The sequence below is a fragment of the Leifsonia sp. McL0618 genome (assembly GCF_049994905.1).
Taxonomy (GTDB): Bacteria; Actinomycetota; Actinomycetes; order Actinomycetales; family Microbacteriaceae; genus Diaminobutyricibacter.
The window spans coordinates 1,423,727-1,438,790 of sequence record NZ_CP188258.1 but is presented as its reverse complement, the minus strand read 5'-3'; the positions used below and the strand labels follow the sequence as shown (position 1 = coordinate 1,438,790).

The window sequence follows — 15,064 nt, the reverse complement described above, 5'->3', positions numbered from 1 at the left end:
GTCAGCCCGTCATGCCCGCGAGCGCGGCCTGCTCCGCGAACTCGGGAACCGAGCGGATGAGTTCGTCGAACGTTCCGCTCGCGGCCACCTCACCCCCGGACATGAAGAAGATCTGGTCCGCGTGGCGGATGGTCGACAGCCGGTGCGCCACCAGGATGACGGTGACTTTTCCGTGCAGGTCGCGGATCGCCTGGGCGACGGCGGCCTCGGTGGCCGTGTCGAGGGCGCTCGTGGCCTCATCCATGACGAGCACGTACGGGTCGACGTACAGAGCGCGTGCGATGCCGAGACGCTGGCGCTGGCCGCCCGAGAGCGAGAGCCCGCGCTCGCCGATCGAACCGTCGAGGCCCCCCTCGCGTGCCGCGATGATGTCCCACAACTGGGCCTGCTGCAACGCGTGCTTCGCCCGCTCGACGTCGATGTCGTTCGACCAGGTGAGCGCAACGTTCTGGGCGACGGTGGCATCGAAGAGCGACACGTCCTGGGGAACGTAGCCAACGCGGGAGTGCCACGCGGACGCGACTTGGCGAAGCGGCGTGCCGTCGATGGAGATGGTGCCGGTGGTGGGCTCGACCAGTCCGAGGATGAGATCGACGAGGGTGGACTTGCCTGCGCCCGACGACCCGACGAACGCGACCGTCGATCCGAACGGAATCGTCAGCGACACGTCGCGCAGGGCGGCCGGTGCCTCCGGCGAATAGCTGAACCCGACATCGCGGAGTTCGAGACGGGCCGGATGCTCGGCGAGCGTGCCGGAGTCCCGGCCCTCCTGGGACGTCAGCTGGAAGCGCTCCATGGTCTGGATGTCGTCGATCACGTTGCGCGCATGCGGCAGGTTCGCGGCCGTCACCGACACGATCGCCTGGAAGCGCGTGATCGACGGCACCATGCGGAATCCCGCGAGGCTGAAGACGGAGACGGCGGTCACCGCACCGACGATGCCGCCGGTCGTGAGATAGCCGACCACCCCGACCAGCACGAAGCCGCCGATCAGCGCCGTCTCGAGCACATAGCGCGGAACGATGCCGAAGAACTGGATGTTGGCGCGCGCCCTCGAGGTGCGGATGCGGTTGGCGTGCACGACGGCCGCGATCTCACCGGTCTTGTCGCGGAGCGTGATCTCTTTGAGTGCGCCCATCATCTCGGTGAGCAGGCGCGAGACGGTGAACGAATAGTCGCGGTTGACCCTGCCGGCGACCTGCGAGTTGCGCGACACCCAGAAGTACAGCACGACGCCCACGATGCCCAGGTAGACGAGGGCCGTGATCGCGATCGCCGGCTGCGCGATGACGAGCACCGCGAGCACGACGATGAACGTCATCGCCTCCCCGACCAGTGTCGCCGCAGGAAGCAGGACTCCGGCGATCGTGTTGGCGATGCCGTAGTCGGCGATCCGCACCACGTCGGCCGAGTTGCGCTTGAGGCGTTCGACCCACGGGGCGGCAAGATAGCCGGCCAGGAGGCGGTCGCCGATCTCCAGCTCGTACGAAGCGAACCGCCGCGTGGCGTAGAACTGCAGCACCGACGCGAGGATGCCCTTCAGGACGACGATCGCGCAGATGATGACGAGCAGCCAGATCAGGCCCGTCGTCGACACGGTGCCGATCACGGGCAGCGTCAGCGGGTGCCCGGATACTAGTGGCGAAATGACGACCGCAAGCAGACCGAGCGAGAACGCGTCGAGCAGCGCAAGCAGTCCGAGCATCACGGCATACAGTTTCAGGAACCGCCTGCCCGACTTCGGGAGCAGCGGCATCAGCTCGCGAAGAATCCCGACCAGCGCTTTCATGACTGGCTCCGCTGGATGATCAAAACTTCGCACCTATCCTGTTGACCTGATTGTCCGGCCATTCTAGGCGCCCGTGTTTGTGGAGCTAAGGAGATTCGAACTCCTGACCTCTTCGATGCGAACGAAGCGCGCTACCAACTGCGCCATAGCCCCGGGAACTGCTTAGCTACGATAGCACCCCGACCGGCACGAATTCGAACTGAGGAATCCTAACCGACGGCGCGACGGCGGCGGAGTGCGGCATCGAGGTCGATCGACCCTGCATCCACGTCGCCGACGAGTCCCATGGCGGCGAATCGCCGGTCCGCCGCAGGCTGGGCCGGCAGGGCCGGGCCGCCCGGAGCGCTCGCCCGGGCGACACTGGTCGCTGCAGGAACTGCGACCGGCACCGGCGGCCGGAGCGGTGTGACGTCGGGCGCCAGTCGCGCCGCACGCTCCTCGAGATCAGCCCGCGCAGCGGCACGGCGCAGCTCTGTCGCAGCATCGATCGACGCCATCGCACTCGCTGCGATCGTGCCGCGCGAAAGGTGCAGCGGCTTCGGAAGAGGCTGCGGAGTCCACGTCGGGCGCGCGTCCGGAACGACCTCGTCGTCGGCGTGGTCGTACAGCTGGGCGGCGACCGGGGCGGCGGCGACAGGACGCGGTGCCGCGGGGCGGTGACGCACGCGGGCGAGGCGGCTGAGCATCCCGAGGCTGGCGACGGCGACGAAACCGGATGCCGCGAGCAGCAGCCAGGTTCCTCCCGTCGCGAAGACCGCGACTCCCGCGATCATTCCGACGAGGCCGGTCAGGAGCAGCAGCGACGTCGTCGCACGTACGCGTCGCAGGCGACGGCGCGCGGCGGGCACCTTGCGTGATTCGGCGGGTCGCGGCGCTGCAAACTCCTGGCGGGCGGCCCTCGCGGTGGCGGCGCGCGCTGCGCGTTCCACTTCGATGGCGGCGATGGCAGCGCGTTCTGCTTCTTCGGCGGCGGCACGTTCGGCCTCGGCGACGGCGCGCTCACGCCTCGCGTCGGCCTCGGCAGCAGCGCGAGCATCCGCCTTCACGCGCTCTTCGGCGCGCCGCAGGATGCGCTGCTGTTCCGCCACCGTGCGCGCGGTCGCCTCGTAGCGCACCGCCGACGGAAGTTCCGATGTCTCGGCCAGGATCCGGAGCGTCTGCTGCAGGCGCACGGCATTGCGCTCGGTCGCCAGGTACTCGCGTCGACGCAGCCAGACGGGGATCAGGTACGCCAGCCAGAGGGCAGCAGCGAGTGCGACAACGACCCCACCGCCAAGCACGTCCCCGCTCATGTTCCTACGGTAGGGGGAACGGTCGGTCTGCGGCTCATTCAGAGAGGGTGTGTCACCGATCGCGAGCGACAGTGAGCGGGATGGCCGCGGCCGCGCGGTCCTCGGCCGAGACGATCGCGGCATCCTGTGGCGCCTGCCCGTCGAGCCAGCGCCGCAGGACGCCCTGGGTCAGCTCCTCGGAGACGAGTCCGAAGCAGAAATGATCACGCCAGTCGCCGTTGATGTGGATGTACCGGCGGCGCAGGCCTTCGTAGCGGAACCCGAGCTTCTCGACGACACGCAGGCTGGGCGCGTTCTCCGGGCGGATGCAGATCTCGATGCGGTGAAGGCCGAGCTGGTAGAAGCAGTAGTCGGTCGCAAGCGCGACAGCAGTGGGCGTGATGTTGCGGCCGGCGAACTGCTCGGCCACCCAGTAGCCGATCGTCGCCGACGACAGCGAACCGTACGTGATCGACGAGACGTTCAGCTGGCCGGCCAGTTCGCCGTCGTACTCCACGATGAACGGCAGGCCGTGCCCGGAGCGCGCGTTGTTCTGGAGCGAACGGATGCTCGACCGCGTATCGAAGGCCATCGGCGCATACGGGCTGGTGGCCTCCCACTGGCGCAGCCAGCTGCGGTTGTCGAGCAGCGAACGTTCGAGCGCACGGGCGTCGCGCAGGCGGATCGGCCGCAGCCCCACCGAACCCTCACGCAGGGTCGGAACAACGATCGACACTGACGGACCTTTCCTGATGGTCGGTCGCTCAGCGACCGACGTCCACGCTGTCGCCGGTGGGTACCGGCATCTCCTCGACGGTGTCGTCGGCGGGCGGTACATCGTCGAGGCCGTCGACGAACGAGCGCAGCCACGGGCGCAGTGCCGGTCCCAGGTCTTCCCGGTCGACCGCCAGCTGCACGATGGCCTTGATGTAGTCGAGCCGGTCGCCGGTGTCGTAGCGACGGCCGCGGAAGACGACGCCGTACACACCACCGGTCCACTCGGGGGCCTGTGCCATCTTCTGCAGGGCATCCGTCAGCTGGATCTCGCCGCCCTTGCCCGGCTCCGTCTTGGCCAGTACGTCGAACACCTCAGGGCGAAGCACGTAACGGCCGATGATCGCGTAGTTCGAGGGCGCGTGCTCGCGGTCCGGCTTCTCGACGAGGCCGGTGATCCTCACGACGTCGTCCTCGTCGGTCGGCTCGACCGCTGCCGCACCGTAGAGGTGGATCTGGTCGGGGTCGACTTCGAGAAGTGCGATGACCGTCGCATTGCGCGCTTCCTGCACGTCGAGCATCCGCTTCAACAGCACGTCGCGGCTGTCGATGATGTCGTCGCCGAGCAGTACGGCGAACGGCTCGTGTCCGACATGCATCTTGGCGCGCAGCACCGCATGGCCGAGCCCCTTGGGGTCGCCCTGGCGCACATAGTGCATGTCGGCGAGGTCGGTGGAATACATGACCTTCTGCAGGCGATCCGTGTCGCCTTTCTGCTGCAGGAGTGCCTCGAGTTCGGTGGCGCGGTCGAAGTGGTTCTCGAGCGCGTTCTTGTTGCGACCCGTCACCAGGAGCACGTCGTGGAGGCCCGCATCGACAGCCTCCTCGACCACGTACTGGATGGCGGGCTTGTCGACGACGGGGAGCATCTCCTTCGGCATCGCCTTCGTCGCGGGGAGGAATCTGGTGCCGAGCCCCGCTGCAGGAATAACTGCCTTGGTCACTTTGATTGCCATGTTGGACAGGTTATCGGCATTTAGGATGACGTACATGGACTCCGACGCAGGCAATCAGAAGCGCGCCCTGCGTGCCGAACTGCGTGAGCGACGACGGAATCTGACAGTCCCTGAGCGCGAGGCGGCGACCGTGGGGATCACCCGCAATCTCGTCGACCTGACCACCGACCTCTCGGCGCAGTCGATCGCGGCCTACCTCTCGACGTCCATCGAACCGGACACCCGGCCGTTCCTCAACTGGGCGCACCGCCAGGGTCTCCGGGTGCTTCTTCCGATCACCCGCGAAGACGGACTCCTCGACTGGACGACCGGAGACGGCGAATCCGAGACCGAAGGCCTGTACGGCATGCCCGAAGCGGTCGGCGAGCTCCTCGGTCCGATCGCCATCAACGACGTCGACCTCATCGTCATACCGGCTGCGGCCGTCGACGCGACGGGCATGCGCATGGGCTGGGGCCGGGGGTATTTCGACAAAACCCTCGGCAGCATGGAAAAATGTCCTCCTGTATACGCCGTCGTGTTCGACACCGAACTCGTCGATGAGGTTCCCCGGGAGAAACACGACCAGCCCGTCGACGGGGCGGTCACCCCGACACGGATCGTCCAGTTCTCGTGAGTTCGCGCCGTCCTGATCGGCACTGTCCTGATCGGCACTGTGTGAGCCCGGCGCCGTCCGCAATACCCCCTGAAAGCCGAGGCTGAAGTGCCCACCTATTCCTACAAGTGCCCGACCTGCGGTCACGCGTTCGACATCCAGCAGTCGTTCACCGATGACTCGCTGACCGACTGCCCCAACTGCGGCGGCGCGCTGCGCAAGGTGTTCAGCGCCGTCGGCGTGACGTTCAACGGGTCGGGCTTCTACCGCACCGATTCCCGCACGAACGGCGCAGCGAAGGATGCCGGTTCCGGCTCGTCCGCGCCCGCTGCCTCGCCCGCGCCCGCCGCCGCGACCCCCGCAGCCACCTCCACGTCCTCTTCGTCTTCTTCCTCCACACCGTCAAGCACCACCTCCGCGTCCTGATTAGACGAAAGGAGCTCTCATGCTCAAAGGTTTCAGGGAGTTCATCCTCCGCGGCAACGTCATCGACCTGGCTGTCGCCGTCGTCATCGGAGCTGCGTTCACGGGCGTCGTCAACTCGATCGTCAACGGGATCTTCAACCCGCTGATCGGGGCGATCTTCAAGGCGGACAGTCTCCACAATGTCGCGGTCATCCAGATCGGCGACGCCAAGATCATGCTCGGCTCCGTGCTGGGTGCGATCATCCAGTTCCTGATCGTCGCAGTCGTCGTCTATTTCGTGTTCGTCTATCCGATCAACCTGGCGAAGGAGCACGCGCAGAAGCGCCGGGAGACCGGCGTCGTGGATGCGGAGACCCCGGTCACCGAGCTCGACCTCCTGACCGAGATCCGCGACCTCCTCGCGCGCGACCAGGCGCCTGCCGGCGGCCGTCACGCCCCCGACGCCTAGGGACGGCAGGCGTCACCAGTGGGGCGGGACGTCTCGCTTCAGGCGTTCATCGTTGGCGTCTGAGGAGTCGCCCCAGGCCCGGTCGGTGTCCTCGCCCGCGCGCACGGGGACATCCGCCCCCTCCGGCACCGCCTGCGGCGTCGGATCCGTGCCGGGCACGGCCGGCAGCTGCGCGCGACGTGATCCGCGTCGCACCGGCTTCTGGCTCATCCTTCCAGCGTACTTGCACCGCCGGCCGCTCGAGTTGTCAGGAATGACCAGTCACGTCGCAGTCACACTGGCCATTCGTGACAACCCGGGACCGTAGGAACGGCTCAGACGGCGACGGGGATCTGGATGGGCGCCGTCTCGGTCGTGACGTCGGTCATGCCGATCAGGCGCGCGATCCGGGAGGCCACGGCATCCGGATCGGTGAACAGCTCGAAGCTGTGCACCCGCAGGTAGTGCCAGCCGAGGCGGCGCAGCACTTCGGGACGCAGGCGGAGCGATTCGCGCAGGCTGCCCTGGTTGACGACCGCATCCGTCTCGATCGCGACAGCGCGTCCCTGGTGCGAGGCGACCAGGGCGAGCTTGCCCCGGTAGCCGAGTCGCACGGTGAGTCCGCGCCGTTCGAGCCGCCTGGCGAGATCGACGAGCATCGGCTCGCTCTCCTCGACCATGAATTCGGCCGACTGGATCGCATCCGCCTCACTCAGCACCTGGGCGAGCGCGACGATCCCGTGCCGCATCCTAGAGTCGTCGATGTCGTCGGGTGCGAAGCACGAGACGATGTCCATCGAGCGACGGGCGCGCGTCATGCCGACGGCGAGCAGGCGTTCTCCGCCCGGTTCCGCGAGGGCACCGAAGTTGGAGAGCAGGCGACCGTGCGGTGTGCGTCCGTAGCCGATCGAGAAGATGACACGGTCGCGGCTCTGGGCGACCGACTGCTCGAGGGTGACCACCGTGAAGGGCTCGGGGCGGTCTTTCAGGATGAAGTCCGCCAGGTCGCTGCGTGAGGCGAACGCGGCCAGCACCGCCTGGTGCACCCGGACCGCGTGGCGTGCGCTGGCGGTGATGACCATCAGGGATTCGCGTGGACGGTTGAGCGCATGGTCGAGTACGAGGTCGACGACTTTGGAGACTTCGGCGTCGACGCTTTCTACGGCGCCGCTGTCGGCATCCGGCATTCCGTGGCCGCCCTCGACATAGTTGAGGGTGAGGCTGCCGTGTCCGAGGAACGTGCCCGCCCAGGGCAGCGAGTCGATCCTGCCGCCATAGAAACGGCGGTTGACGAGGTCGGCGAGGTCTTCCCCGCCGGCGCGGTAGCTGCGGGTGAGGGTGAACACCGGCAGCAGTTCGCTCAGCTGGGCGAGCGCCGAGTCCGCGTGCAGCCCGTCGACGTCGAGGTCGTCGGGTTCCTCCGGCAACTCGTGCAGCCCGATCTCGAAAGGCGACGGCGTCTGCGTGACCGGGTCTCCGAAAGCGACGACCTGGCGGGCCCGACGGATCACACCGACGTTCTCCGCGAGGCTCGAAGCACCGGCGTCGACGATGAACACCGCGTCGAATGCCAGGTCGCTGGCGATCGCCGGCACTTCATACGGCGAGGCGAGCCACACCGGAGCGAGCGCGCGCGAGAGGTGCGGCGCGACGCTGTTGAGGCTCTCGGCCGTCGTGCGCTCGCCCTTCAGCAGGCGACGCAGCGCAGAGGCCTCGTCCGGCCAGTCGACGACGCCGATCTTCCACGTCTCGGCGAGCATCCACGCCAGCTGCTGGCCTGTCGCCGACGCATGCGCTTCGTCGACCAGGCGGAAGTCCGCCTCGAGCCGGTCGAGCACGCCGGTGTTGGCGTTGAGCAGCGCGCGGTCGGCGGCGAGGAGCGTCTCGAGCACCGACTGCCACCAGGCGAGTTCGAGTTCGGCGCTCACCTGGTTCTCCGGCACGTGCCGTTCCGACAGGTCCGCCAGCAGCGGGTCCAGGTTGCGTTCGCGCAGCGAGGTGAGGAGTGCGGTGCGCTCCTGCAGGTTGGCGAGCACCTCGGAGTCCGCCGCGAGGCCCGCCATCTGCGAGGTCAGCTGGGCGATCGGGAGCACCGACAGTGAGTAAGGCGTGCCGACCCGGCCGAGCGGGATGTCCAGACGGGCGAGGTCTTCTGCGACGCGCTGGTAGGCGACCATCACATCCGCGATCCCGACCGGGACCTCCGGTACCACGCCTGCCGCGGCGAACCGCTGCCACAGGATGCGCTGCTGTTGGATGCGACGCAGACTCTCATTGAGGTCGGTGACATGAACGCCTGGGCGCACGTATTCGAGCGCCAGCTTGCGAAGCCGACGCCGGTTCGCGCCGGACATGTTCGGTGCGTCGCGGCGGTTCGACGTGGCCGCGATGAGTTCCGCGAGCGACCGGTCGTAGACGGAAGGCTGGAATTTGTCGAGCGTCTCGCGGACGTCGAGCAGCAGGCGCAGGTAAACACCGAGTTCGGCGATCGAATCGAACGGGCGCATGCGCGTCTGGCCGATCAGGGTGTTCGCGCGGTCGAGCAGGCGCGGAAGTTCCGCCCGGTTCAGTTTCTTCGCCAGTTCGTGGGCGGCGTTACCCTCGGCCGTCGTGACGAACGACGCTCCATACCAGGGCGAATCGTTGGGGCCGTAGCGGAACTCCCCGAGCCGTGCCGCCTTGATGAGAGCATCCGCCGCATCCGAGCGGTCCGTCGCGAGGGCTTCGATCGAGAGGCGGTCGAGGCGGGCCGTCGTCGACGGCGGCGTGGGCAGGAGGGCGAGCCGGGAGAGCTCGTGGATGGCGTCGAGCACCGACACGCCGAGCTCCGGGTCGCGCCGCACCAGAGCGTGGCGGTAGTCGAGGAGCACCTTGCGGAGGCGCACCAGCGCGTCGTCGACTTCGGTGACGCGCGGCTGCGTCGCCTTCTCGTTGCGGCCGATCGACTGGATGACGTCGCGACGGAGCGTGCGCGGCGTGACGGCGAGGCCCGGGAGCCCCACCTGGGTCAGGCGGTGCCCGATATCGTCGAGGCTCGAGCGCCGCGGACTCACCACGAGCACGCGCTTGTGCTGGGCGACGAGCACCCCGATCGCGTTGACGATCGTCTGCGTTCCGCCCGTTCCCGGCAGCGTCTTCACGACGAGCGAGTTGCCTGCGCCGATCTGGGCGACGACGTTCTCCTGCTCCTCGTCGGCGTCGAGAAGCAGTGCGTCGGTCGCGGGCGGCCGCTCGTCCTGTCCGACCGTCTCGACGGGCCGGAACGCCTCTTCGATGGTGCGGCGGGCGGATGGGTTGCCTGCGAGAGCGTCGAGAACCGGGCTGTCGAGGTCGTCGGCGTCTGCGCGCATCCCGCTGGCAACATCCGCGAACGACGAGACCACCAGCCGCGGGAGCACGTTGAACCAGGCAAGGTGGGAGGTGAGTCCGCGCAGCCGGTCGATGACCGGCTGCGGCTTGAACACGCCGTTGGTGAGTGCGAGCGCGACGAACGCCTCGGCGTCGAGCGTGATCTGGAACTGCTCGGAGAGTGCGCGTGCGAGTTCGGGATTGAGGAACGGCTGGCCTTTGAGCTTCAGCTCGAAGTCGCGACCGTAACGGCGGATCGCGAGCGGCCGGAGCAGGATCGGCGCCATGAACTCGTCACCGCCGTGCCGCCACTGGGCGAGGCCGATCGCCAGGTGCACCGACTCGATGCCGCGCACGGAGCGCAGCTCGATGCCTTTCGACGTGATGGCGTTCGCCGCGAGGCGGGCGTTGCGCAGCGCGAGTTCGTCGCGGATGAGGCTGGAGAGCAGCGTGCTCTGGCCGGTGATGAACTGCGGGAGTCCGCCCGGATGGGTCGAGCTCAGCTCGATGCGCGTGCGCGCACTGTCGTCGAAGTGGAGCAGCGGTGACCGGCCGCCGAGGTTCTCGAGCTCGTCGCGCCAGCGTCTCCACACCGGTTCGGCGATATTGCCCGCCTGCACGTTCGGGTCGCCGAGGCTCAGCTTGTGAGGTTCGGTGGAGTTCTGCGGGTTGAGGGCGTCGTCGGTCCGGGAATCCGACGTCACGTCGTCGTCCTCATGTCTTCTGTCGAGTCGCCACACACGGCCACCATACGTGCCCGGCAGCGGATTTCCCCGGCAATCAGGGCGAGTTTCGCGCTACTGGGCGCTCTGCCGTGCCCACGCGCCCGAGGAAAGCCAGGCCGATGACCCCGCAGACGATGTATACGGTGGCCTGGCCGTTCAGGATGGCCACCACGTCAACGTGCGCGACGAGCAGCCCGGCCGCCAGCAGACCGAGGCCCTGGGATGCTCCGCCGAGCGTCTCCATACTCGCGATGACGCGGCCCAGGGCATCCGCCGGCGTCACCTTCTGCACGATGGTGATCGTGCCCGCCGACGTCGCCACGGCGGGGATTCCCACCACGATGAACAGCCCGACGTACACCCACAGCGCCGTGATGACCGAGTACAGGTTCCAGGTCAGCATCGAGATCGCCCCGAAGAGCACGTACCCCCAGCCGACGAGCGAGCGCGGGGAGAGCCGGCGGATGAGTACTCCGACGAGCAGTCCGCCCGCCACTCCCCCGATGGCCTGGACGCCACGCAGAACGCCGACCGCAGTATCGCCCGCGCCGAGCTGCTGCACGACGTACACGATGAACAGCACGAGGAAGATTCCCTGGGCGAACTGACCGAGGAACGTGATGACGGCGATCGTGCCGAGCGGGCGGGTGCGACGGATCGTGGACAGTCCGTCCACCCACTGGCGGAGGAAGTGGATGTGCGGCAACGGGCCGTCCGCATGCTCCTCGCCCGACGGCAGCGGCCGGCTCAGACCGACGAGGAGTGCGCTGACGACGTAGGTGGCCGCATCCACCACGACCACGCCGGGCAGGCCGACTGTCGCGAAGGCGAGACCGCCGAGCGGTGAGCCGATCAGGCGGGCGAGGTTCTCGCTCACTGCCATGAGCGAGTTGCCGGTTCCGAGCTGTTCCGGCGGGACGAGTCGCGGCACGAGCGCCTGCCTGGCCGGGTTGAAGAGGGCCGCCAGGCTTGCTTCGACCGCTGCGACGACGTAGGCGATCCAGATGTGCTCGGCCGACGCGAACAGCAATGGCAGCAGGAAGAGCCCCTGCATCAGGTTGACCACGATCATCGTTCGCCGGTGGTCCCAGCGGTCGACGAGCACTCCGAGGAAGCTGCCGAGCACGAGCGTCGGCAGCAACTCCGCGAGGAAGACCGTGGATGCGCCGAGCGCCGACCCGGTGACGGCGAACGCGAAGAGAGGAAGGGCGATCATCAGCAGCCAGTCGCCGGCGTCGGAGACGAAGCTGCTCGCCCAGACGAGGCCGAAGTTGCGCTGGCGTAGCGGCGAGCGCAGGCGGCCTGCCGTGGAGAGAGTGTCGGTCATCGCTCGCCGTCCTTCTGGGCGGGGTGGCTCGGGGCCGGGTGGGTCCTGGCCTGCGCTGCCGCGGTGCGCCGTGCATCCGGGTGCAGGTACGCGTTCAGCCGCAGCTCGACGACATCGCTGCCGTCGGGTGCGTCGGTGCGTGTCAGGCCGATGTAGGGGCGGATGAGGGCGTCCAGCTTCTCGCCGAGCGCTTTCAGTTCGTCCGGCGTCATGCGCAGCGCGAACCCCGAGAGCATCATCGCGTCGCGCCACTCCGCCGGGATCTCGTCGCGTTGGGCGACCGCGCGACGGGTCAGATTCGCTTCGTCGTCGATCTGCTTCTCGACCAGCAGTCGTTCGGCGGAGCCGATGCCGAGCGCCGTCGCCTGGTCGCTCGTCTCGCCGTCAGCGGCACCGAACTGGAGCCCCGTCGCCGTGCTGCGCCACGGACGCTCGCGGCCGTCCACCGGGTCCACCGATTCGACGAGCCCGAAGCGGGCGAGCGAGCGCAGGTGGTAGCTGCAGTTCGATGCGGTCGAGCCGATGACCTCTGCACATTGGCTCGCCGTCTGCGCACCGAACGACATGAGGTGATTGAGCAGTGCGAGGCGCAGCGGATGCGCGAGCGCGCGAAGAGCACGCACGTCGGTGACCTCGCGGCGCACCTCCGGTCGCCCGTACTCCTCATCCGATGTGAAAGACATGTTTCACATTATGTCCCGCGTCGGCGACTCTCGCAAGACGCCCGCTGAGCCCGCTGGCAGCAAACGCCGGTGCCGGGAATGCACCCGGTACGCGTACGTTGTTGTGAGAGTCGTCATTCGCCAGCAATCGCCCGGGAGCGCCATGTCCACCGCAGTACGTGAGGGAGTCGGATTCCGTTCGGAGCGGGGACCGGTGCTGATCGCGCTCATGCTCACGACGGGGCTCGTCGCCATCGATGCGACGATCCTCGCGACCGCCGTCCCGTCGATCGTCGCCGACCTCGGCGGGTTCTCCCAGTTCCCGTGGCTCTTCTCGGTCTACCTCCTCGCGCAGGCGGCATCGGTGCCGGTCTACGCGAAACTCGCGGACACCGTCGGACGCAAGCCGATCGTCCTGATCGGTATCTCACTCTTCCTGGTCGGCTCGATCCTCTGCGGCTTCGCGTGGAGCATGCCGGCACTCATCGCGTTCCGCGTGGTGCAGGGCCTCGGCGCCGGTGCCGTGCAGCCGATGGCCGTCACGATCGCCGGCGACATCTACACGGTCGCCGAGCGCGCCAAGGTGCAGGGCTACCTCGCGAGCGTGTGGGCGATCTCGTCGGTCGTCGGCCCCACGCTCGGCGGGATCTTCTCCCAGTTCACTTCGTGGCGCTGGATCTTCTTCGTCAACGTGCCGTTGTGCATCATCGCGGCCTGGATGCTCATCCGCAACTTCCACGAGAGCATCGAGCCCCGGCGCCACCGCATCGACTACGCCGGCGCCGTGCTCCTCACGGCAGGCATGAGCCTGCTCATCCTCGCCGTGCTCGAAGGCGGCCAGGCGTGGGCGTGGAACTCGCCCCAGAGCATCGGCGCCTTCGTGCTCAGCGGCATCCTCCTCATCACCTTCGTATTCGTCGAGCGGAAGGCGGCCGAGCCCATCCTGCCGCTCTGGATCTTCTCCCGGCGGCTCCTCGTGACGACGACACTCATCTCCCTCGGCGTCGGAGCCATGCTCATCGGGCTCACGTCGTATGTGCCCACCTACCTCGAGGGCTCGATCCAGGCCGTTCCGGTGGTTGCGGGGCTCGCTGTCGCGGCCCTGACCATCGGATGGCCGATCAGCGCAGCCCTGTCCGGTCGCTTCTACCTGCGCATCGGCTTCCGTAACACCGCACTCGTCGGCATGGGCGTCGCCATCATCGGGGCCGTGTGCCTCGTGCTCACGTCTCCCCACCCGAGCGTCGCCTTTGTCGCGATCAGCTGTTTCATCGTCGGCCTCGGCATGGGCCTCGTTGCGACACCGACCCTCATCGCAGCGCAGTCGAGCGTGCCGTGGAACGAGCGCGGCGTCGTCACGGGAACCAACCTCTTCGCGCGCTCGATCGGCAGTTCCGTGGGCGTCGCCATCTTCGGCGCGATCGCCAACGCGATCATCGCCGGCTCCCCGCAGGGCGAACACGACCCGGGGACGGTCGAAGCCGCCGGAAGTGCGGTCTTCCTCTCGGTCGCGATCGCCGCGATCCTGACGATCGGGGCCGGGCTCGCCATGCCGAAGGGTCGCGTCGAGGACATCGAGATGGCCCGCCCCGCGGCACAATCCGGCACGGGCGACGGCACTGGCGCGGGCGAGGGCACTGCCGAGGGCACTCCCGCCTGAGCGGCGAGCCCCGGCATCCCGAACCGGAACGGGCTGAAAGCCCGGCGCCCGCGAACCTGTGCGGTTCCGAAGGATCGTGCCCCGCGTATCCGCTGCGTGTCCGGACGCTCCCCAGCTGGCCCACGTTAGGGTGGTAGACGGTCTGTGCCAGATCCGCGCAGGCCGTCAGCGTCGCCCGGGGAGCGAGACGACAGCACGTTGGAGCACAATGCAGCACAGAGAGAACGCGGCCCACGGCCGGCGTCGGGCGACCCCCGCCAAGCGCCACAAGGCGGAGCCGGCCACGCGCCACAAGGCAGCACCAGAACTCAGAGCCGCGACTCCTGCACCCCGTGCGAAAGCTGGGCATCCCGGTGAGTTCGGTCGTCGCACCGCCCTCACCGCATCCGCGGCATCCGCCGGCCTCGTCTGCAGCCTGATGTTCGCTCTTCCGGCGAATGCCGCAGTGGACACCCGCGCCGCCGACCAGATCGGTACCGTCGCCAGCACGGAGCCGGGCGCAGTCGCTGCCGAACGCCACCTGCAGGCCCTCACGGTCTCGGGATCCGTCACCTCACCGATCGGGCAGCGGGACGATCCCGTGGCCTCGGCGCTCGCCGGCATCGTGTCGGCCCAGGGCGGTGATGCCGGGGCGCAGGCCGGAAGCGCCATCGCTGCTGCCCTCCAGCTCGGCGGTCCACGGCAGAAGATCCTCGCCACCGCCCTCACCTACCTCGGCGACCCCTACGTGCTCGACGGCAGCACGCATGACGGCATCGACTGCTCAGGGCTGACCATGGTCTCGTATGCCGCGGTCGGCATCCAACTCACCCACCTGGTCAGCGCACAGGATGTGGTCGGTTCCCGAATCTCGGAGGCGCAGGCGCGGCCGGGCGACCTCGTGGTGTTCGACGACGACGAGCACATCGGCCTGTACCTGGGCGGCGGCGTGCTCATCCAGGCACCGGCGCCCGGCCGACCGGTCGAGATCACGACTGTGTGGCAGGGTGTGGCGCACCACTTCACGCGGATCCTTCCCGCCGGCCAGTAGGGCGGCACTCGGCCACTGGCCTTCCTCTGGCGACGGGGGCGATAGTGCGTTAGTCTGTGGTCGGACCACATGTG

The 15,064-nt window shown here is 68.2% G+C and carries 13 protein-coding genes and 1 tRNA gene; 5 read left to right on the top strand and 9 right to left on the bottom strand.

Going from position 1 to position 15,064, the window contains the following annotated elements; genetic code table 11:
- Position 1: 1 nt before the first annotated feature.
- From ACPPVQ_RS06865 to galU, 5 genes are all read right to left on the bottom strand, one after another.
- Positions 2-1,789, bottom strand: a complete 1,788-nt coding sequence (locus tag ACPPVQ_RS06865) for an ABC transporter ATP-binding protein (RefSeq protein WP_426519945.1) — start codon at positions 1,787-1,789, stop codon at positions 2-4.
- 80 nt (positions 1,790-1,869) lie between these two features.
- A tRNA-Ala gene (locus tag ACPPVQ_RS06860) sits at positions 1,870-1,942 on the bottom strand.
- A 56-nt stretch (positions 1,943-1,998) separates the two neighbouring features.
- Positions 1,999-3,081 carry a hypothetical protein gene (locus ACPPVQ_RS06855; RefSeq protein WP_426519943.1) on the bottom strand — a complete coding sequence of 361 codons (1,083 nt, stop codon included), beginning with the start codon at positions 3,079-3,081 and terminating at the stop codon, positions 1,999-2,001.
- Positions 3,082-3,133: 52 nt separating this feature from the next.
- The gene (locus tag ACPPVQ_RS06850) at positions 3,134-3,796 is read right to left on the bottom strand and encodes a GNAT family N-acetyltransferase (RefSeq protein WP_426519941.1); all 663 of its coding nucleotides are present in this window, start codon (positions 3,794-3,796) and stop codon (positions 3,134-3,136) included.
- 28 nt (positions 3,797-3,824) lie between these two features.
- Positions 3,825-4,790 carry a UTP--glucose-1-phosphate uridylyltransferase GalU gene (gene galU, locus ACPPVQ_RS06845; RefSeq protein WP_426519939.1) on the bottom strand — a complete coding sequence of 322 codons (966 nt, stop codon included), beginning with the start codon at positions 4,788-4,790 and terminating at the stop codon, positions 3,825-3,827.
- A 34-nt stretch (positions 4,791-4,824) separates the two neighbouring features.
- Between galU and ACPPVQ_RS06840 the strand changes: the two genes are divergently transcribed.
- The 3 genes from ACPPVQ_RS06840 (at position 4,825) to mscL (ending at position 6,259) form a co-directional block, all read left to right on the top strand.
- Positions 4,825-5,406: a 5-formyltetrahydrofolate cyclo-ligase gene (locus ACPPVQ_RS06840; RefSeq protein WP_426519937.1), complete on the top strand. Its 582-nt coding sequence runs from the start codon at positions 4,825-4,827 to the stop codon at positions 5,404-5,406.
- Between the two features lie 87 nt (positions 5,407-5,493).
- Positions 5,494-5,811 (top strand): FmdB family zinc ribbon protein, encoded by a 318-nt coding sequence (locus tag ACPPVQ_RS06835; protein ID WP_426519935.1) that lies wholly within the window; start codon positions 5,494-5,496, stop codon positions 5,809-5,811.
- A gap of 19 nt (positions 5,812-5,830) precedes the next feature.
- Positions 5,831-6,259 carry a large conductance mechanosensitive channel protein MscL gene (gene mscL, locus ACPPVQ_RS06830; RefSeq protein ID WP_426519933.1) on the top strand — a complete coding sequence of 143 codons (429 nt, stop codon included), beginning with the start codon at positions 5,831-5,833 and terminating at the stop codon, positions 6,257-6,259.
- Positions 6,260-6,271: 12 nt separating this feature from the next.
- Here the strand turns inward: mscL and ACPPVQ_RS06825 are convergent, their stop codons facing one another.
- From ACPPVQ_RS06825 to ACPPVQ_RS06810, 4 genes are all read right to left on the bottom strand, one after another.
- Positions 6,272-6,469, bottom strand: a complete 198-nt coding sequence (locus tag ACPPVQ_RS06825) for a hypothetical protein (protein WP_426519931.1) — start codon at positions 6,467-6,469, stop codon at positions 6,272-6,274.
- A 104-nt stretch (positions 6,470-6,573) separates the two neighbouring features.
- Complete coding sequence (locus ACPPVQ_RS06820; RefSeq protein WP_426519930.1) at positions 6,574-10,326, bottom strand: AAA family ATPase; 3,753 nt, start codon at positions 10,324-10,326, stop codon at positions 6,574-6,576.
- A 40-nt stretch (positions 10,327-10,366) separates the two neighbouring features.
- Positions 10,367-11,638: an MFS transporter gene (locus tag ACPPVQ_RS06815; protein ID WP_426519928.1), complete on the bottom strand. Its 1,272-nt coding sequence runs from the start codon at positions 11,636-11,638 to the stop codon at positions 10,367-10,369.
- The gene (locus ACPPVQ_RS06810; RefSeq protein WP_426519926.1) at positions 11,635-12,321 is read right to left on the bottom strand and encodes an ArsR/SmtB family transcription factor; all 687 of its coding nucleotides are present in this window, start codon (positions 12,319-12,321) and stop codon (positions 11,635-11,637) included. The genes ACPPVQ_RS06815 and ACPPVQ_RS06810 overlap by 4 nt, the downstream gene beginning before the upstream one ends.
- A gap of 142 nt (positions 12,322-12,463) precedes the next feature.
- Between ACPPVQ_RS06810 and ACPPVQ_RS06805 the strand changes: the two genes are divergently transcribed.
- Positions 12,464-13,960, top strand: a complete 1,497-nt coding sequence (locus ACPPVQ_RS06805; RefSeq protein ID WP_426519924.1) for an MDR family MFS transporter — start codon at positions 12,464-12,466, stop codon at positions 13,958-13,960.
- A 208-nt stretch (positions 13,961-14,168) separates the two neighbouring features.
- A complete protein-coding gene (locus ACPPVQ_RS06800; RefSeq protein WP_426519922.1) occupies positions 14,169-14,990 on the top strand; it encodes a C40 family peptidase in 822 nt (273 codons plus the stop codon).
- Positions 14,991-15,064 lie beyond the last annotated feature (74 nt).